The sequence below is a fragment of the Gilliamella sp. X-23 genome (genome assembly GCF_057063545.1).
In genome coordinates this window covers 34,285-54,959 of sequence record NZ_JBXSQG010000002.1, presented here as the reverse complement: position 1 = coordinate 54,959, position 20,675 = coordinate 34,285, and the positions used below count along the sequence as shown (strand labels likewise).

Below are 20,675 nucleotides of genomic sequence, written 5' to 3'. Positions count from 1 at the left end.
TATGGATATGATTTAGATATTAACTAAATTTTATTTTTTGGAGATTAATCATTTTTATCTTTAGGCTTTTTTATAAAACGTGAAATCAAGCTAACTTATTGAGTAAAATTATAATTATTATTTACAAATTATTTTGATTCAGGTTAAATAACTAACTATATTCTAGTTGGGATAGCGTTATGAAATTAGAACAAATCGCACTTTTAGCTGGTGTTTCAAGGACAACTGCAAGTTATGTTGTTAATGGAAAAGCCAAAAAGTACCGCGTTAGTGATAAAACAATCGAAAAAGTAATGGCGGTTGTCAAACAGTATAATTATCGACCTAATGCAGTAGCAGCAGGGCTTAGAGCAGGTAAAACGCGAACTATCGGCATTATTATTCCCGATTTGGAAAACAACAGTTATACTCGCATCGCCAATTATTTAGAACAATTAGCCAGAAAAGAAGGATATCAATTATTACTGGCATGCTCAAAGGATAACCCACAAATTGAAAAAGAATGTGTCAAGCATCTTCAACAACGTCGTGTCGACGCGTTACTGATTTCATCGTCATTCGTTTCTAATCAAGATTGTCTTTTTTATGATGACTGGCAAAACGAAAAAATTCCTCTATTTGCGCTAGATAGAGTATTGTCTACATCGAAATTTAGAAACATTGTAGGTGCAGACAAACAAGACTCAAAATCGCTAGCTCAAGCATTCAATAACTTTGTACAAGATTCTGTCGTATATATCGGGGCTTTGCCTAATTTATCTGTTAGTCAACTTCGTTTAGATGGTTTTAACGATATCAAACTTAATCATTGCAATAAAGTTGATTTTTTATATGCAAATAATTATAGTCGTCACGATGCTGATTTTGCTTTTAGTCAATGGCTAGAAAGTCACGCAATGCCTAATGGCATTTTTACAACTTCTTTTTCTTTATTACAAGGAACCATTGATGCAATTTTAAGAAAGTTTGGACGTTTACCCGAAACCTTAACAATTGCTACTTTTGGTGATAACGAACTGTTAGATTTTTTGCCATGTAAAGTAATATCACTTTCACAAGATCATAAAGAAGTTGCTAGCGTCACAATAAAACTATTTTTAAATTATTTGCATAATCAAAACTATCAATCTGGTACCACAATAATCCCAAGACGCTTAATTTATAGGGGTAGTTTAGGTCGTAAATAAATTGATAAATAAAAATTTTATTATTTATTTTAAATTAGTTTAAATAAAAACAAGATCCAGATCACAAATAAATTATTAATAGACATAATTTATTGGATAATTAATGTTAATCAATTCATTATTGCTGAAACGATTCAATTAAGGTTAATTAAAGGATTTGCTTTTGTGCGAATTTTTAAATCTACCTACATTTAACCCAGAGGTATTTATGATATGTTTCATTTAGTTAAAGAGAATATTCATTTAAATGAACAAGCCACTAATAAAACTGAAGCGATAAAAAAAATTGCTGCAACCTTAACTAATGCAGGATTTGTTGAACAAGGTTATGTCGACGGAATGCTTGAACGAGAATCTCAAGCGGCTACCTATCTAGGTATAGGTCTTGCTATTCCTCATGGCACAACCAAAACTCGCCATTTAGTCAAAAAAACAGGGGTGCAAGTCTTTTGCTTTCCTAATGGTGTTGAATGGGGAGATGAGGGGGAAAAAGCCTATCTTGCAATCGGTATTGCTGCAAGTTCTGATGAACATTTAGAATTGCTTCGACAATTAACCCATATACTTAGTGCAGATGGTGTTGAAGAACGAATTAAAAAGATCCAAACTGCCGACGAAGCCATTGCCATTTTAACTGGCAAAACAAGTGCTCAAGACAGCCAATTTACTATTGACTCATCATCATTGCTACTTGATATTCCCGCAGATAGTTTAACTATGATGCAAGCATTGAATGCCTCACGTTTGAAACAACAAAATGCGGTAAATGCAACTTTTATTACTGACGTGTTAGACAGCAAGCCAAATTACCTTGGAAGCGGTGTTTGGTTAAATGATAGCAAAAATGGCAATATAAAAAATGCCATTGCCATTAGCCGTACAACTAGCAATCTAAACGAAATCGGAAACCCGGTTAAATTACTTATCACAATGTCTGTTGTTGATGATGCTATTTCTGACGTTGTCAGTAATATTGCCTCTTTAGTTTACAATCAAAAACTAGACCAACTAGTATCAGCTAATGCTGATAAACTCATTAATTTGTTGCTTTCTGAGCAGCAGGTATCAACTTCAAATTCTGCACTACAGACAAGCTCAAATAACGACGGGCTCACTTGTGAATTTATTGTTCCTAACGAAAACGGCTTACATACCCGTCCATCGTCGGTTTTAGTCAAACTCGTTAAAGAATTTAACTGCAAAGTGACTGTTGCTAATTTAGACGGTAAAGGTGAACCAGTAAGTGCAACGAGCTTAATGAAAATTGTTGCACTAGGTGCCAAAAAAGGCAGTCGATTACAATTTACCGCCGTTGGAGATGATGCCGAACAAGCACTTGAAGCAATTGGAAAAGCGATTGAAAGCGGTTTAGGTGAGGGTGTTTAAATGACTTATCGTATTGCAACAATTACATTAAATCCTGCTTATGACCTTTTAGGTTTTTGCCCAAAAGTGGAGCTTGGCGATGTTAATTTAGTTCAAACTAATGCGTTACTTGCTGCTGGTAAAGGCATCAATGTTGCTAAAGTTTTGTCGGATTTAGATGTTCAATTAACCGTTGGTGGTTTTTTAGGTAAAGAAAACCGTGATGGATTTAATTTATTATTTAAATCATTACATGTGGTTGATAAATTTGAAACAATTGAAGGCCGTACACGTATTAATGTCAAATTGACCGAAGAAAATAGTGAAGTAACAGATCTGAATTTTTCGGGCTTTACTATTAGTGAGCAAGATTGGCAAAGCTTTGTAAAAAATTCTCTTGAATGGTTAAAAAACATTGATATGGTTGCTATCTGCGGTAGCTTACCTGCTGGGGTATCACTTGATAAATTTACAAATTGGATGGAACAAGTTAAAGCGATTTGTCCAAAAATTGTATTCGATAGTAGTCGAGATGCATTGGTCGCAGGATTAAAAGCAAAACCATGGTTAATCAAACCAAATGATAAAGAGCTTGAAATGTGGATAGGTCGTAAATTATCGACATTGGATGATGTAAAAAAGGCTGCTATGGAGTTAGTTAATGGCGGCGTTGACAATGTTATCATTTCGCTTGGAAGTAAAGGTGCATTATGGGTCACTAAAAATGAAGCATGGTTAGCAAAACCACCTAAATGCCAAGTGGTTAGTACGGTGGGTGCTGGCGATTCAATGGTCGCTGGTTTAATGTATGGTTTAATCACTGAGCAATCAATTAAAGACACTTTAGTCTTTGCATCAAGTGTTGCGGCTCTATCGGTTGGACAGGCTGGTGTGGGTATTGCTGAGCGCCAAGCTGTAAATAATATGCTAGAAAAAATTGAAATAATTGCTGCATAAGGAGTATTCATGAATATATATATTATTGAAGGTAGTCATGCAGGTCCAGTTAATGGACGTTTAGCTAAAGCAGAATTAGCTTTAGCGGCAAATGCCTTAAATTTAAACATCGTTGACACTGCTGCATCAGCAGATATTATTGTTGCTGTCGGTTCGGGAACCATTAGTGATAAATCTGTGGTTGGCAAAAAAGTGTATGTGGTTGAAGAGTTAAATCAACTTTTTGCTAATCCAAAACAGATTTTAACTGATGCACAAAGTAAAGCGAGTGTCTATGAACAATCTGCTGAGGTGGCACCAACAGCAATGCCAAGTCATGGTGTAAAACGTATTGTTGCTGTTACTGCTTGTCCAACAGGCGTTGCTCATACTTTTATGGCGGCAGAAGCCATTGAAGAAGAAGCCAAAAAACGTGGTTGGTGGTGTAAAGTTGAAACTCGTGGTTCAGTTGGTGTTGGTAATGAATTAACGCCAGAAGAGGTCGCATCTGCCGATGTGGTTATCGCTGCTTGTGATATCGATGTCGACTTAAGCAAATTTGCGGGTAAAAAACTTTATCGCACCAAAACAGGTCCGGCCCTGAAAAAAACAGCACAAGAATTTGATAAAGCATTTGAAGAAGCAACCGTGTATCAACCAAGTGCTAATGCTTCGGTAGCTAAATCTAATAAAGAAAAAAAAGGATTTTATCAACACCTTTTAACGGGTATTTCGTACATGTTACCAATGGTTGTAGCTGGCGGTTTGATTATTGCTCTATCATTTGCATTGGGTGAATTTCGAGATGTACCAAAAACGGTTGAGGTCTTAGAAAATGGCGTAAAAGTAGTAAAAGAAATATTAGTTAACGAGCTTGTTGGAGAGCCGCACTTAAAACAAATTGGCGATATAGCTTTTAAACTTATGATTCCACTATTAGCTGGATATATTTCTTATTCTATTGCTGATAGACCAGGACTTGTTCCTGGACTTGTTGGAGGAATGATAGCTGAGTCAACCAAGGCTGGATTTTTAGGAGGTATTTTTATTGGTTATTTTGCCGGATATTTTGTTTTGCTCATGACGAGATATCTGCGATTACCAAAAAGTATGGAAGCGTTAAAACCGATTTTGATTATTCCTTTATTAGCAACCCTAATAACAGGTCTTACGATGGAATATACAGGGATCCCTATCTCATGGTTAATGGCTTTCTTGAATTCATGGCTAGATTCGCTGAATTCAAATCCAAATACTGCTGTGCTTTTGGGGGTAATTCTAGGTGGAATGATGTGTACTGATATGGGAGGACCTATTAATAAAGCAGCATATTTATTCGGAACAACATTAATTTCACAACATCAATATATGCCAATGGCAGCCGTTATGGCCGGCGGCATGGTTCCACCTTTAGCAATGGGACTTGCAACACTTATTGCACGCAAGAAATTTGCTAAACCTGAACAAGAAAGCGGTAAAGCTTCATTGGTATTAGGCTTATGCTTTATTTCAGAAGGAGCAATTCCATTTGCTGCGCGCGACCCATTACGTGTTATCCCATGTTGTATTATTGGTGGTGCTATTACTGGTGGTATGGCGTTAGCCTTCGGTTCAACATTAATGACGCCGCATGGTGGTTTATTTGCTTTAGCAATTCCGGGGGTTGTTAAACCAGTGGTTGGCTACTTATTATCTATTGTTGTTGGTGCCGTTATTGCTGGTGTGGCTTATGCATTTATTAAACAACCAGAGCCAGAATCAACTAATGAAGTTGAAACAGTTTAATAACTTATATCAACAAAAACGCCATCAAATGATGGCGTTTTTTTATTCTTCAAACTACTTCTTAACCCAACGTTGCAAATCTTTAGGAACAAAGTTATCCATTTTTTCAAGCATACTTTCAGGGTTATTATCAACAATTAATGTGTTGTAAAAGGTCTCACGGACAAAACCTTCATTCACCACATGCTGTAAAAAATTGAGCATAGGCTGCCAAAATTCAGCTGGATTAAATAAAGCCACCGGCTTTTCGTGATAACCGATTTGCATACCCGTCCAGACTTCAAAAATTTCTTCTAGCGTACCTGTTCCGCCCGGCATTGCAATAAAGCCATCGGCAAGCTCAGAAAGTCTTGCTTTGCGCTGATGCATATTATCCACCACTTCTAAACGAGTGATACCGTGGTGAGCCGTTTCGGCTTTGACTAAACGTTCAGGAATGATGCCAATTACCTCGCCTCCATGAGCTAAGACTGCGTTAGCAATAATACCCATTAAGCCTTTATTACCACCACCATAGATTAAACGCCTGTTTTGCTCAGCTAATATTTTACCTAATTGTTCAGCATGAGTCCGATATTCTAGACGACTACCATCGCTTGCACCACAAAAAACACAAATATTTTTTTTCATCAATTTTATTCTACCTTTTATATCTCTTACCTATTATTTTAACACAGTAATCACAGAATTTGCTTACAAGCTGAGCAGTTGATTCTGTTTAGTGTTTTAAAGATTGACATTGTCATTATAAATAGTTAATATTCTGCGTGTTAAGTGTTCCTCCATAGTTCAGTCGGTAGAACGGCGGACTGTTAATCCGTATGTCACAGGTTCAAGTCCTGTTGGAGGAGCCAATTTCCGAATCCTTAAAACCTGTTTATAAACAGGTTTTTTTTATGTCAATAATATACGTATTGATTCCTTTCATTGTTGCAGTAAATACGCTTAAAACCACATCTTTTATTAGGTATTTATCTAATTTATATATCATTATTATAAAAATATATTTGGAGAGTATCTAAGTTTAGTGATAATTTTTTAACATTTTTATTTAAATCAAATTCAAAATATGTCAAAACTAGAAATTCATTTAATTTGTATAACATTATCGACCTTATTTGTCTTTATTTTTTGGTTTTATCCTATTTCTAATGCAAAATATACGATAAACGACCAAGGAGCAAATGGTAATTACACTTATTCCGTCAACACAAAAAAACACGGTGCTAAAATCAAAATGATAGTGAGTGAAAAGTCTTTATTCAACATGCATGAAAATAAAAGCGATATAGCTGATTTATAGCATCTTGGGATTAAAATTACTGATTATGATCAAACGCTATTACCCAACAATTTGATTAATTTATCATTAATATTAGAACCGAAAATCTACCTTTTATCGAAATTAAACCAGTAAAAGCAATTCGAAGTTGTGTTAAGCAACAACTCTCTCCATTGAACTCATTAATAATAGCGAGTTTATTGCTCAGCTAAAAAGGTATTTTTTGTAAAAATATTTAATAACATATTAATTTTATTTGTTTTTGTTAAAAACAAACGTCTCCAAATCAAAAATTCCTACTTTCCCTTAGAAAAAATCGCCTATGAAATTTTTATTATTAGCAACTTCTTTAATAAACATAGATTTTTTTAGTTTTAAAGTTTTTTCATAAAAAAAAACGTGATCTGCCTCAATTTTTGAGTATACTATGCGTCTCATAAAACCCTAGTTTTTTTGAGGATGTTAGTTTGAGTACTGATAAACTTGTGGATTCCAATTCTCCCGCACAAATGACGAAAATTGCCGAAGATATTGGTAATTACAAAGTAAATAAGCCCCTATGTAGCACAATTTTATCTGCGATTCTTGCGGGTGTTTTTATCTCTATTGCTTTTGTGTTTTATATTACCGTAACAACCGGAACCGCAACCGTCGCTTTTGGTTTAGCAAAATTGGTCGGTGGTATCTGTTTTTCATTAGGACTAATGCTGGTTGTTTGTTGTGGTTCGGACTTATTTACTTCAACCGTATTAACCATTTTACCTAAAATGACTCACAAAGTGAGCTGGGCGAAAATGATCCGTAATTGGATTTTTGTCTATATCGGTAACTTTATTGGTGCTATACTGTTTGTCACAGTTATTTGGTTTTCTGGTCAGCATATGGTTGCTAATGGTTTGTGGGGATTGAATGTTCTGCAAACAGCTGATCATAAATTACATCACACCTTTATTGAAGCTGTGTGTCTTGGTTTTCTCGCTAATTTAATGGTTTGTTTGGCTGCTTGGATGAGTTATGCTGGACGTAGTTTACTCGATAAAATGCTCATTATGGTATTGCCTGTCGCTATGTTTGTCGCTAGCGGTTTTGAGCATAGCATTGCAAATATGTTTATGATCCCCATGGGCATTGTCATTAACAATTTTGCTTCTCCTGAATTTTGGCAAGCAGCTGGTGTATCACCTGATGCATTTAAAGAGCTGACAGTAACGCATTTTGTATTTAATAATTTAATTCCAGTGACAATAGGGAATATTTTAGGTGGTTTAGCTGTGGCGCTACCTTATTGGGCTTTATATTTACGTAAGCCGCATTGATTTTATAATCTTTACCCTCATATATAAGAGGATAAATAGATATTTTTGTAAACCTGAGGTGAAAAACTATGAGTAATTTAAACGAAGTACAAGCAGCTGCTTGGAAAGGCTTTAAAGATGGTGATTGGCAAAATAATGTTAATGTCCGCGATTTTATTCAAAAAAACTACACGCCATATGAGGGCGACGAGTCTTTCTTAGCTGGCGCAACCGAAGCCACAACTAAGTTATGGGATAAAGTAATGGAAGGCATTAAAATTGAAAATGCTACCCATGCCCCTGTGGATTTTGATACTAGTGTTATTTCGACAATTACTGCTCATGATGCAGGTTATATTGAAAAAGATTTAGAAAAAATTGTTGGTTTACAAACTGAAAAACCACTAAAACGTGCGATTATTCCGTTTGGTGGTATCAAAATGATCGAGAATTCTTGTAAAGCTTATAACAGAACTCTTGATCCTTTAGTTAAAAAAATCTTCACAGAATATCGTAAAACACATAACCAAGGTGTTTTTGATATCTATACTCCAGATATTCTTCGTTGTCGTAAATCTGGTGTTATCACTGGTCTTCCGGATGCTTATGGTCGTGGTCGTATTATTGGTGATTACCGTCGTGTTGCACTTTACGGTATTGACTACTTAATGCAAGACAAATTTGCACAATTCAATTCATTACAAGCAGATTTCGAAAACGGTGTTGATTTAGCAATGACTATGCAACGTCGTGAAGAAATCGCAGAACAACATCGTGCGCTTGGTCAAATTAAAGAAATGGCCGCTAAATATGGTTATGATATTTCAGCTCCAGCTAAAACTGCACAAGAAGCAGTACAATGGACATACTTTGGTTATTTAGCTGCGGTTAAATCACAAAATGGTGCAGCAATGTCATTAGGTCGTACGTCGACTTTCTTTGATATTTACTTCCAACGAGATCTTGAAGCAGGATTAATTACTGAAAAAGATGCGCAAGAAATTGTCGACCATTTCGTTATGAAATTACGTATGGTTCGTTTCTTACGTACTCCTGAATATGATGAATTATTCTCTGGCGATCCAATTTGGGCAACTGAATCTATCGCAGGTATGGGGGTTGATGGTCGTACTTTAGTTACTAAGACTTCTTTCCGTTTCTTAAATACTTTATATACAATGGGTCCATCACCAGAACCTAATATGACTATCCTTTGGTCTGAAAAATTACCAAGTGGATTTAAAGAGTTCGCATCTAAAGTATCAATTGATACTTCATCATTACAATATGAAAATGATGATTTAATGCGTCCTGACTTTAATAATGACGACTATGCTATTGCATGTTGTGTAAGCCCAATGATTGTGGGTAAACAAATGCAATTCTTTGGTGCTCGTGCAAACCTTGCTAAAACACTTCTATACGCAATCAACGGCGGTGTGGATGAAAAATTAAAAATGCAAGTTGGTCCTAAGGAAGCCCCAATCACTGATGAGTATTTAGATTTCGATACAGTATTTGCCCGTTTAGATCACTTTATGGATTGGTTAGCAAAACAATATGTAACAGCATTAAATGCTATTCACTACATGCATGATAAATATAGTTATGAAGCATCATTAATGGCACTTCATGACCGCGATGTTATTCGTACTATGGCATGCGGTATTGCGGGTCTTTCTGTTGCTGCTGACTCACTTTCTGCGATTAAATATGCAAAAGTGAAAACTATCCGTGATGAAGATGGTTTAGCGACTGACTTTGAAATCGAAGGTGAATATCCACAATTCGGTAACAATGATCCACGAGTCGATGATATTGCTGTTGATCTAGTTGAACGTTTCATGAAGAAAATTCAAAAACTTAAAACTTATCGTAATGCAATTCCTACTCAGTCAGTATTAACTATTACTTCAAACGTTGTTTATGGTAAGAAAACGGGTAATACTCCAGATGGTCGTCGTGCTGGTGCACCATTTGGCCCAGGTGCTAACCCAATGCACGGACGTGACCAAAAAGGTGCAGTGGCTTCATTAACATCAGTTGCTAAATTACCATTTGCCTATGCTAAAGACGGTATTTCTTATACTTTCTCTATCGTTCCAAATGCATTAGGTAAAGATGATGATGTGCGTAAGCGCAATTTAGCTGGCTTAATGGATGGTTACTTCCATCACGAAGCAACAATTGAAGGTGGTCAACATCTAAATGTTAACGTATTAAATCGTGATACATTATTAGATGCAATGGAGCACCCTGAAAAATATCCACAATTAACTATTCGTGTTTCTGGATATGCTGTACGCTTCAACTCATTAACTAAAGAACAACAAAATGACGTAATTAATCGTACATTTACGCAAGCAATGTAATTGAGTTAATTGATTAACTGAATCAAAATAGCGTCCTTTAAGGGCGCTATTTTTTTTATCAAATTTAAAAGAATATTGATGACAACTTTAATTAAATATCAATATGATGAGAATAATTGAATATTGTTAATATTTATTCGGTATAATTAAACAAAATATAATTAGGGTCGATTAATATAATTGGTGTAAGCCAAATGCTATCGGCGTTAAAATTATTAAAAGCAATATGAGCAATGATTAGAGATTATCTATGGAACAACAAAATATTATTATGACAACCAAATCACCTATTAAAGGTCGTATTCACTCTTTTGAATCCTTTGGCACTGTTGATGGTCCAGGAATCCGCTTTATTGTTTTTTTTCAAGGTTGTTTAATGCGTTGTTTGTATTGCCATAATCGTGATACTTGGGATTTAAAAGAGGGAAAAGAAGTTACTGTTGATGAATTGATGAAAGAGATTGTTTCTTACAAGAGCTTTATTATGCCTAATGGTGGTGGTGTGACGGCTTCTGGTGGTGAGGCAACGTTACAAGCTGAATTTGTTACAGAATGGTTTAAAGCCTGTCATCAAGAGGGGATCAGCACTTGTTTAGATACAAATGGTTATGCAAGACAGCTCGATCATGTTGTTGATGAACTTTTAGATGTCACTGATTTAGTTATGCTTGACTTAAAACAAGTCAATGATGATATTCATCAAAAATTAGTCGGTGTCCCTAATAAGCGGGTTCTTGAGTTTGCCAAATATTTACAAAAAATCAATAAACGAACTTGGATACGCTATGTGGTTGTTCCTGGATGGACCGATGATGATGATTCAGCACATTTACTGGGGCAATTTATTCAAGGGATGGACAATATTGAGCGTGTAGAATTGCTTGCTTACCATAAAATGGGGGCATATAAATGGGATACGCTTGGTGATAAATATAAATTGGAAGGGGTTGAAGCACCACCAAGAGAGACTCTTGATAGGATAAAAGGCATCATAGAGAGTTATGGTCATTATGTGACTTTTAGTAAATAAAAAAATAACCGGTTGATAAAAGGCACAATGAATTGCGCCTTTTTAGTATCCATTAAATTCTTTTGCGTTTTATTGCTCGCATAACAAAAATCCCACCCTCCAAAGCTAGAATACCAACTGATAACCAAATAAATCCATATGATACAATATGCTTTGATGAGACTGTTTCGTGTAAAAACACTATTGAAATAAGTGTTAGTAGTATGGGTTCTACATATCCCAGTAAGCCAAATAATCCCATGGGCAATAAACGACTAGCAACGAAATACATTGCAAAAGCAACCGCAGTGATGATACCTAACATAGGGATATAAATATGAAAATGAGAAATATCACTGATTACTTTGCCTAAATGGTAGTTTAAAGCACAATATATAAGGCACCCTAGGAAGATAAACAAAAAATCAGAAAACGTGCCAGAAATGCCATCTATTTGCAATTTTCGCCTTACTATAAAGTATATTGGGTACCCTAGGGCAATAACAGCTGTTTCCCATGAAAATGCCCCAGTAATGTAGATTTCAATAGCAACGCCTAATACAGCGAGTCCAACGGCTATTTTTTGCAAAAAGCTGAGCTTTTCTTTATAAACGATCTGTCCAGAAATCACCATCGCTAGCGGTAATAAAAAATAGCCTAGTGAGGCTGATAACCCATGCCCATTAAGTGGTGCCCAGATAAAAATCATCATCTGTATTGTGAGCAAAGCCGAAGAGAATAATAATCCTAATAAAAAGAGTGGCTGTTGTTTTATTCGTCTAAAAAGTGTAGTTATAGCTGACCACTGTTTTCCTACAATGATCAATACAACTATTGCAGGAAATGAAGTTAATAATCGCCAACAAAAAATATCAACAACAGATAAGGGATGTAACAAAACGGGATAGTAATAAAGTAACCCAAATAAACATGATGCAAGTATTGAAAGTACTACACCTTTTATCATTTTTTCCACCGTTGTTAATAAAAAAGCGCTAACAAGTAGCGCTATTATCTACATGAGAAAGAGTGTTTATTTAATAAACTCAACACCATTCATATAAGGTACTAAAACTGATGGCACTTTAATTGACCCATCTGCTTGTTGATAGTTTTCCATAATTGCAACAAGTGTACGTCCTACAGCTAAACCAGAACCATTTAGCGTATGTACTAAATAGGTTTTATTGTCAGCTTTATTACGATAACGAGCTTGCATACGTCGGGCTTGGAAATCCCACATATTTGAACAGGAAGAGATCTCACGATAGGTATTTTGAGCCGGTACCCATACTTCCAGATCATAGGTTTTGCATGAACCAAAGCCCATATCACCAGTACACAGTACAATTTTTCGATATGGCAGTTCAAGTAATTGTAGTACTTTTTCTGCGTGAGCAGTTAGTTCCTCTAGCGCCTTCATAGACTCTTCAGGCTTAACAATTTGAACCAACTCTACTTTATCAAATTGATGCATACGAATTAAGCCGCGAGTGTCTTTACCATAAGATCCCGCCTCAGAACGGAAGCAAGGAGTATGTGCTGTCATTTTTAATGGTAATACACTTTCATCAAGAATTTCATCGCGTACAAGGTTAGTGACTGGCACTTCAGCTGTTGGAATTAACGCATAATTGCTGCTGTCTGCTTCTTCATCTAGTGGTTTAGTATGAAATAAATCACCTGCAAATTTAGGTAATTGTCCTGTACCAAAAAGTGTTGCTTGATTTACAAGATACGGTACATAAATTTCGGCATAGCCGTGTTGTTCGGTGTGTAAATCTAACATAAATTGGGTGATAGCACGATGCAAGCGTGCTATTTGTGATTTCATAACCACAAAACGGGCACCTGTTAGTTTTACTCCAGCTGCAAAATCAAGCCCACCAAAACGTTCACCTAATGCAACGTGATCTTGAACTGGAAAATCAAACGTTCTTGGTGTACCAAAACGTGATATTTCGACATTATCATTTTCATCTTTACCATCAGGTACAGAATCGTCAGGAATATTCGGGATAGTAGAGGCAATATCTTTAATTTGATTGAGTAATGTATCAAGCTCTGTTTTTGCTCTATTAAGTTTTTCACCTAGTTTGTTGACTTCTTCACGAACAGTTGTGATATCTTCACCACGAGCTTTTGCTTGACCAATAGCTTTTGAGCGAGCGTTACGCTCAGCTTGCAAGTTTTCAGTTTCAACTTGTAATACCTTGCGCTTTTCTTCTAGATGACGAATAGCATCAACATCTAATTTAAATCCACGACGTGCTAATTTATTAGCGACAAGATCCAATTCATTTCGGAGTAAATTTGGGTCCAACATACATAATGTCCATTATTAATTAGGGAATATCTTTCTACTTTGTTGTTATTCTAATATAGATAACAGAACATATAAATCAAAAGTAGATTGATTTATTGATATTAAAATTTGTGAGCTTAGTATACTAGAATTATATCGGGATTCAACCTAAATGGCGCACCCGAAGGGATTCGAACCCCTGACCGCTCGGTTCGAAGCCGAGTGCTCTATCCAGCTGAGCTACGGATGCGTGTAAGTTCGTTAAAAAAATGGTGCATCCGAAGGGATTCGAACCCCTGACCGCCCGGTTCGTAGCCGGGTACTCTATCCAGCTGAGCTACGGATGCGTTTTGAATTTATTAAAATGGTGCATCCGAAGGGATTCGAACCCCTGACCGCCCGGTTCGTAGCCGGGTACTCTATCCAGCTGAGCTACGGATGCATATTTTAATTTTTTAAATGGCGGTGAGAGAGGGATTCGAACCCTCGATGCAGCTTTTGACCGCATACTCCCTTAGCAGGGGAGCGCCTTCAGCCTCTCGGCCATCTCACCAAAACATCATGACTTTGCTTGAACAACAAAATCATAATGTGTGGCGCACATATTACTTTTTACAAAAAATAAGTCAAACATTTTTTTATTTATACGTGCTGGTTGTTTATTTCCTGCCCAATATTACCATCAGGATTTGGGTGATTCATCGTTTATTTCTTGTGGTTGATGAATTCTGTTATATATTTCTTCTCTATGAATAGAAACTTCTTTTGGTGCATTAATACCAACTCTGACTTGATTACCTTTTACGCCCAAGATGGTAATAACTACATCGTCACCAATTATTAGTGTTTCACCTACTCTCCTAGTTAAAATTAACATTAGATCTCCTAATATCAGTTAAGTATATATCCAACAATTTTAAGATATAGCTTCGTTAGCCTCCATCTATAAAAACAGAAAGATGGAATTTTAAAGAAAAACTCTAATATTTAATTATCAAACATTTGAGTATATATGGCTAACTTGCTTGTAATTTGCTACTGATTTCTTTTTTCACCGAAGATAACGCTTCTGGTAACGCTGAGAGATCCGTTCCTCCTGCTTGAGCAAAATCAGGTCGCCCACCACCTTTACCACCTATCTTTAATGCTAATTGAGAAACTAATTCGCCTGCTTTAACAATATTGACTAAATCATTGGTTACACCAGCAGCTAAATTAATTTTGCCATCATTAACGGCAGCTAAAACAATTACACCTGTTTTTAATTGATTTTTAAGATCATCAATCATTGTCCGTAATAATTTTGCTTCGACGTTATCCAGTTTAGCAATAAGCAAATTTTTGTTATTTATTGTTTCACATTGATTAAGCAATTGTGTACTTTCTTGGCTAGCTTTCTGTGCTTTTAATTGTTCAATCGTTCTTTCAAGCAGCTTAGTTTGATCAAGTAATTGTTCAATGCGTGTTATAACTGCAGATTTGTCACTTTTAACTAATTGCCCAATTTGAGTTAATAGATTAGATTCATTATGTATCAGATCCATTGCATTTTGTCCTGATGTTGCCTCGATACGGCGTACACCAGATGCAATGCTTGACTCTGTTATTATTTTAAATAAACCAATATCGCCAGTTCTATCTACGTGAGTACCACCACACAGTTCAATTGAAAAATCGCCCATTGTTAGAACTCTAACAATATCTTCATATTTTTCACCAAATAAAGCCATAGCACCTTTATCTTTAGCCTTATCAATTGGCATTAGCTCAATATCTACTGGTAAATTACGACGAATTTGCTGATTAACTAAGTTCTCTATTTCAATAATTTGTTCTGGTGTAATGGATTGATTATGTGAAAAGTCAAAACGCAGATAGGTATCATTAACTAAAGATCCTTTTTGATGAACATGGCTACCTAAAACACGTTGTAAAGCCGCTTGTAATAAATGTGTAGCGGAATGATTACGGCGAATACGTTCGCGTAACTCGATATCAATAGCAGCAGTGACATTATCGCCAATTTTTAAAGAACCTTTAATTATTTTTCCTAAATGGCCAATACTTTTACCATATTTTTGGCTATCAAAAACGCTAAATTCAAGATTAGCTGCTGTTAATAAACCTTTATCACCAATTTGACCACCTGATTCTCCATAAAATGGTGTTTTGTCTAAAACGACAATCGCTTCATCGCCAGCACTAATATTTTCAACTTTCTGGCCATTTTTAAATATAGCAATAACTTTTCCTGAGGCTTCTGTTGCTTGATAGCCTAAAAACTCAGTTTTATCATCAAGTTTAATAACATTGCTATAATCGACATTAAATGAGCTTGACTCGCGGGCTCGTTTTCTTTGCTCTTCCATGCATTGATTAAAACCCGCTTCATCAATAGTGATATTTTTTTCGCGACATACATCAGCCGTTAAATCTAACGGGAAGCCGTAAGTATCATAAAGTTTAAATGCAATATCACCAGGTAATATTTGACCAGTTAGCTTTGCTAATTCTTGATCAAGTAAAAATAACCCGCGCTCTAATGTTTTTAAAAACTGCTCTTCTTCAATTTTTAGCGCATCTTCAACTAATTTTCGATTAGTTTCTAGTTCAACTGCTGCGCTTCCCATAACATCAATTAAGGGTTTAACAAGTTTGTAGAAGAAAACATTTTTTGCACCTAGCATATGCCCATGGCGCACAGCACGTCGAATAATACGTCTTAAAACATAACCTCTACCTTCGTTTGAAGGTAAGACCCCATCCGAAATTAGAAAAGCACAAGAACGAATATGATCAGCAATAACGCGTAGAGATTTACTTTCTAAATCTTTAGTTTGAATAACGTGGGCTGCATCATTAATTAATTTTTTGAATAGATCTATTTCATAATTAGAGTTGACATGTTGCAATACTGCCGCAATACGTTCTAGTCCCATACCAGTATCGACTGATGGTTTAGGTAATGGTTCCATTGTACCGTCAGGATGGCGATTAAATTGCATAAAGACAATGTTCCAAATTTCGATAAATCGGTCACCGTCTTCTTCAGCGCTACCAGGAGGTCCTCCCCAAATATGATCGCCATGATCATAGAAAATTTCGGTACAAGGGCCACAAGGTCCAGTATCTCCCATCTGCCAGAAATTATCTGAGGCATACGGGGCACCTTTATTATCACCAATACGAATTATGCGTTCTTTAGGTATTCCTATTTCTTTTTCCCAAATTGCATAAGCTTCGTCATCTGTCTCATAAACGGTAACGGTTAATTTATCTTTAGGTAGATTAAACCACTCTTTGCTAGTTAACAATTCCCATGCAAAATGTATGGCATCATGCTTAAAATAGTCACCGAAACTAAAGTTTCCTAACATTTCAAAAAAAGTATGGTGTCGGGCTGTATAACCAACATTGTCTAAATCATTATGTTTACCACCAGCACGGACGCAACGTTGTGATGTTGTTGCTCTAGTATAAGAACGTTTATCAATACCAAGAAATACATCTTTAAATTGATTCATTCCAGCATTAGTAAATAATAATGTTGGATCATTGTGTGGAACAAGGGAACTACTTGCGACAACTTCATGTCCTTTGTCACGGAAAAAGTCAAGAAAATTTTGACGAATTTCTGCTGTGCTTTTCATTTATGCTTCCATATAAAACGATAGATATTTAAATGTAGTAATATACCTGTTACAACAAAAGTTGAAAAGTAAATATTCTTATATTGGGGTGGAGCTAATTAATACTACAAGTAAATAAGGAAAAAAGAATTAGTGAGCTTTTATTTGTAATCGGTTTTACTAAATTGTATATATTCTATTCTAGATATTATCACTATTTAAGTCAATAAATTGTACACTGCTTTAATATCATCTTGTGTATAACCTCTTGCCATTAAAAATTGAATACCTTTTTGTTTTTTATTGTTATTTTTAGAATCAATTTGTTTTAGCTTTTTTAGCAATTGTTCATATGCTAGATTGGCCCAGTTGATATTAGCCATTTGCAATAGTTGTTGAGTTAAATGAACGGATAAACCTCTTTGTTTAAGTTCCATTGCAATTTTATATTTTCCATAACCTTTATTGGCACGCATAACAATATATTTTTCAATATATTGCTCATCATTAATCCAATTTTGATTAATACAATGCTCAATTACATCTCGTATTTCTGTTTTTAGTTTGGCTAACAGATCATGATATTCTTCATCTGTACTTTGTTGTTTCTTTGCAAAAAAAAATGTTATTTTTTGGCTTAGCTCATATGAAGAGTGATCGCGCTGTGCAAGTAACTGCACAGCTTTATTTAGGATTAATTTATTGAGTTTTTTCTCATTATTCAATGCTTTCATCCTCAGATGAAATATTTTCGTCATCAGCTGTAAAAACTGCTGGACTATTTAGTAATAAATCACGTAGTTTGATTTCGAGTTCTTTAGCAATTTCGGGATGTTCTTGTAAAAACTTAATTGAGTTAGCTTTACCTTGCCCCACTTTCTCGCCATTGTAGCTATACCATGCTCCAGCTTTATCGACCAATTTGTGTTTAACCCCTAAGTCAATTAGTTCACCTTCTTTTGAAATCCCACAACCATACAAAATCTGGAATTCAGTTTGTCTAAATGGTGCAGCAACTTTGTTTTTAACCACTTTTACTCGAGTATCGCTACCGATAATATCTTCGCCTTCTTTCACTGAACCAATACGACGAATATCAAGACGAACAGAGGCATAGAATTTAAGCGCATTACCACCGGTTGTTGTTTCAGGATTACCAAACATTACACCGATTTTCATACGAATTTGGTTGATAAACACAACTAAACAATTGGCGTTTTTGATGTTTGCGGTAAGCTTACGCAAAGCTTGTGACATTAAACGAGCTTGTAATCCCATATGAGAATCGCCCATTTCTCCTTCAATTTCAGCCTTTGGTGTTAAAGCAGCAACGGAGTCAACAATAATTACATCAACAGCACCAGAACGAACTAAAGCATCACAAATTTCAAGTGCTTGTTCACCAGTGTCAGGTTGAGAAACTAATAGATCATCAACTTTTACACCTAATTTTGCAGCATAAATTGGATCGAGAGCATGTTCAGCATCAATAAATGCACATGTTTTACCTTCTTTTTGAGCTTGTGCTATAACCGATAAGGTGAGTGTTGTTTTGCCGGATGATTCTGGTCCAAAAATTTCAACGATTCGACCCATTGGTAAGCCGCCGATACCTAATGCAATATCTAGCCCTAAAGAACCAGTAGATACCGCATCCACATCTAACGTTTGGGTATCCCCTAAACGCATAATTGAACCTTTACCAAATTGTTTCTCGATTTGACTTAATGCAGCGGAAAGTGCGCGTTGTTTATTTTCGTTCATATTATAAAATTCCAATGAGTTAGGATACGGATATATTATACTGTATTATTATACAGTATCAAGTTTTTTTTATACACAAACAGTTATTTAGTTAGTTATGGGAGCTTGTTCACAGTTTTTTTACCAATAGTCCATTTGGTGTAATAATTGAAACTAACAGATGGTGATGAAATATTAATATTCAAGATTAAATTTATTGGATTATTCTACTCATTTTATGATTATAATACTCAAACAAATTTAAACAAATAATGATTGTTTAAATATAAATAAGAAAAGCGGTGTATTTTATAAAAATTGTTATATATAAAATCTAATAATAATCAAATTTTACTAATTTAATTCAGTAATACTTACAAAATATTCAATTTGACAAAATGAGATTTGAAGTGTTTTTAACCTAATTTTATTTGTTTAAGTATTTATACTTAAGTTTAGTATTAATTTGAAATATCTTTATAGGTTAAATATACATCAGAAAAAGGAAAATAATGATTATTGATAGACAACATTATGTTTTATGCTCACACTGTGATTTGGTCATCGAATTATCAGATATAACGATAGGGCATAAAGCTGTGTGCCCACGTTGTAATACAACGTTAGCTAAAAATAATAGTAATATGAAGTTTAGTGCAGCTATGTATGCAATATGTTCATTAATTATGATTATTGTAGCTTATGGTTTTATCTTTATTGATATCCGTATTGTGGGTAATTTCATCGGTGTTAGCGTATTAGATATTCCTAAAACCCTTTTTTCTGATAATTATAGCTATATTTCAGCACTTTTTATCTTGTTTGTTTTACTTTTTCCTATATTCAATTTATCAATTATTGTTTTACTCTGTTCCAAACTACAGTTAACAAAGTATCGTAAACGAGATCTGCTTGTTGTTTATGAAAAGTGTCAACATTGGTGTATGCCTGAAATATTTCTTACTGGTATTTTAGTTAGCTTTGTTAAATTAATGAGTTATGGCAGTATTGGTGTGACAGGTACATTTTGGGCGTTTTGTCTATTTGTCTTTTTTTATATAAAGTCTTTAGTGATTTTTTCACCGGAAACAATTTGGGACGAAATTCATCGTAGTAATTTTGCTACCGATATACCAAAAGTTGGTAAAACTGGCATTTGTCAAAATTTAAAACTATGCAAATGCTGTCAGGCTATATTGCCAGTGCACTATGTAAAATGTCCAAGGTGTAAACAAAAAAGCAAGGTCAGAGATCTTGATAAAATACAATGGACCCTAGCCTTATTGGTTACTTCATTAATTCTTTACATTCCCGCCAATTTATTTGGAATTATGATAACTGTTGTTTTTGGGGCGCCATCAACTTCCACTATTATGGATGGCGTTATTTATATGTGGCAAGCCGGCGATGTACCTGTTGCACTTGTCATTTTTATTGCGAGTGTTGTTATTCCAATCTTAAAGATTATTTCACTTAGTTGGCTTTGTTATTTTGCATTAGCAGTAAAACGAAAAAACAAACATAATTGCTTAAAAATGAAAAGATTGTACACTGCAGTTGAGTTTATTGGTAAATGGTCAATGATTGATATATTTGTGGTTGCTGTTATTTGCTCTTTAGTTAGAAATCAGCAAATGATGGGCGTTTACCCAGATATTGGTGTTACATTTTTTGCAACTGTCGTTATTATCACGATGATTGCATCACAAAAATTCGATCCTCGGTTAATTTGGGATCGTCCGCAAAAAAGAAAATAGATTAATAGGA

Annotated in this window: 16 protein-coding genes and 5 tRNA genes; 10 read left to right on the top strand and 11 right to left on the bottom strand. The window is 35.2% G+C overall.

Annotated features, from left to right (window positions below):
* Positions 1-179: 179 nt before the first annotated feature.
* From cra to ACYH9I_RS01925, 4 genes are all read left to right on the top strand, one after another.
* Positions 180-1,187 carry a catabolite repressor/activator gene (gene cra / locus ACYH9I_RS01940; RefSeq protein WP_483558493.1) on the top strand — a complete coding sequence of 336 codons (1,008 nt, stop codon included), beginning with the start codon at positions 180-182 and terminating at the stop codon, positions 1,185-1,187.
* Between the two features lie 213 nt (positions 1,188-1,400).
* On the top strand, positions 1,401-2,573 hold the full coding sequence (gene fruB / locus ACYH9I_RS01935; protein ID WP_483558492.1) for a fused PTS fructose transporter subunit IIA/HPr protein: 1,173 nt from the start codon (positions 1,401-1,403) through the stop codon (positions 2,571-2,573).
* Entirely contained in the window at positions 2,574-3,509 is a 936-nt protein-coding gene (gene fruK, locus ACYH9I_RS01930) for a 1-phosphofructokinase (RefSeq protein WP_483558490.1), read from the top strand.
* A 9-nt stretch (positions 3,510-3,518) separates the two neighbouring features.
* Positions 3,519-5,273, top strand: a complete 1,755-nt coding sequence (locus ACYH9I_RS01925) for a fructose-specific PTS transporter subunit EIIC (protein WP_483558488.1) — start codon at positions 3,519-3,521, stop codon at positions 5,271-5,273.
* 54 nt (positions 5,274-5,327) lie between these two features.
* Here the strand turns inward: ACYH9I_RS01925 and ACYH9I_RS01920 are convergent, their stop codons facing one another.
* Positions 5,328-5,903 (bottom strand): LOG family protein, encoded by a 576-nt coding sequence (locus tag ACYH9I_RS01920; protein WP_483558486.1) that lies wholly within the window; start codon positions 5,901-5,903, stop codon positions 5,328-5,330.
* A gap of 148 nt (positions 5,904-6,051) precedes the next feature.
* Between ACYH9I_RS01920 and ACYH9I_RS01915 the strand changes: the two genes are divergently transcribed.
* From ACYH9I_RS01915 to pflA, 5 genes are all read left to right on the top strand, one after another.
* Positions 6,052-6,127 (top strand) — tRNA-Asn (locus ACYH9I_RS01915).
* A 215-nt stretch (positions 6,128-6,342) separates the two neighbouring features.
* Positions 6,343-6,576, top strand: a complete 234-nt coding sequence (locus tag ACYH9I_RS01910) for a hypothetical protein (protein WP_483558485.1) — start codon at positions 6,343-6,345, stop codon at positions 6,574-6,576.
* A 446-nt stretch (positions 6,577-7,022) separates the two neighbouring features.
* A complete protein-coding gene (gene focA, locus ACYH9I_RS01905; protein WP_483558483.1) occupies positions 7,023-7,871 on the top strand; it encodes a formate transporter FocA in 849 nt (282 codons plus the stop codon).
* A gap of 68 nt (positions 7,872-7,939) precedes the next feature.
* Complete coding sequence (pflB, locus tag ACYH9I_RS01900) at positions 7,940-10,222, top strand: formate C-acetyltransferase (protein WP_483558481.1); 2,283 nt, start codon at positions 7,940-7,942, stop codon at positions 10,220-10,222.
* A gap of 250 nt (positions 10,223-10,472) precedes the next feature.
* Complete coding sequence (gene pflA, locus ACYH9I_RS01895) at positions 10,473-11,252, top strand: pyruvate formate lyase 1-activating protein (protein WP_483558479.1); 780 nt, start codon at positions 10,473-10,475, stop codon at positions 11,250-11,252.
* A 52-nt stretch (positions 11,253-11,304) separates the two neighbouring features.
* On the opposite strand, the gene rarD is transcribed toward pflA, so the two are convergent.
* The 10 genes from rarD to recA form a co-directional block, all read right to left on the bottom strand.
* Positions 11,305-12,198, bottom strand: a complete 894-nt coding sequence (gene rarD / locus ACYH9I_RS01890; protein ID WP_483558478.1) for an EamA family transporter RarD — start codon at positions 12,196-12,198, stop codon at positions 11,305-11,307.
* Positions 12,199-12,264: 66 nt separating this feature from the next.
* Positions 12,265-13,557, bottom strand: coding sequence for a serine--tRNA ligase (serS, locus tag ACYH9I_RS01885; protein ID WP_483558476.1), 1,293 nt, complete (start codon positions 13,555-13,557; stop codon positions 12,265-12,267).
* 152 nt (positions 13,558-13,709) lie between these two features.
* A tRNA-Arg gene (locus ACYH9I_RS01880) sits at positions 13,710-13,786 on the bottom strand.
* A 20-nt stretch (positions 13,787-13,806) separates the two neighbouring features.
* A tRNA-Arg gene (locus ACYH9I_RS01875) sits at positions 13,807-13,883 on the bottom strand.
* Between the two features lie 18 nt (positions 13,884-13,901).
* Positions 13,902-13,978 (bottom strand) — tRNA-Arg (locus tag ACYH9I_RS01870).
* Between the two features lie 18 nt (positions 13,979-13,996).
* Positions 13,997-14,089: transfer RNA gene (locus tag ACYH9I_RS01865), tRNA-Ser, on the bottom strand.
* A 129-nt stretch (positions 14,090-14,218) separates the two neighbouring features.
* A complete protein-coding gene (gene csrA, locus ACYH9I_RS01860) occupies positions 14,219-14,413 on the bottom strand; it encodes a carbon storage regulator CsrA (protein ID WP_483558474.1) in 195 nt (64 codons plus the stop codon).
* A gap of 139 nt (positions 14,414-14,552) precedes the next feature.
* The gene (gene alaS / locus ACYH9I_RS01855; RefSeq protein WP_483558472.1) at positions 14,553-17,186 is read right to left on the bottom strand and encodes an alanine--tRNA ligase; all 2,634 of its coding nucleotides are present in this window, start codon (positions 17,184-17,186) and stop codon (positions 14,553-14,555) included.
* Between the two features lie 197 nt (positions 17,187-17,383).
* Positions 17,384-17,890: a regulatory protein RecX gene (locus tag ACYH9I_RS01850; RefSeq protein WP_483558471.1), complete on the bottom strand. Its 507-nt coding sequence runs from the start codon at positions 17,888-17,890 to the stop codon at positions 17,384-17,386.
* Positions 17,883-18,929: a recombinase RecA gene (gene recA / locus ACYH9I_RS01845; protein ID WP_091349058.1), complete on the bottom strand. Its 1,047-nt coding sequence runs from the start codon at positions 18,927-18,929 to the stop codon at positions 17,883-17,885. The genes ACYH9I_RS01850 and recA overlap by 8 nt, the downstream gene beginning before the upstream one ends.
* Before the next feature lie 491 nt (positions 18,930-19,420).
* Here recA and ACYH9I_RS01840 point away from each other — a divergent pair, with 491 nt between their 5' ends.
* A complete protein-coding gene (locus ACYH9I_RS01840; protein WP_483558470.1) occupies positions 19,421-20,665 on the top strand; it encodes a PqiA/YebS family transporter subunit in 1,245 nt (414 codons plus the stop codon).
* Positions 20,666-20,675 lie beyond the last annotated feature (10 nt).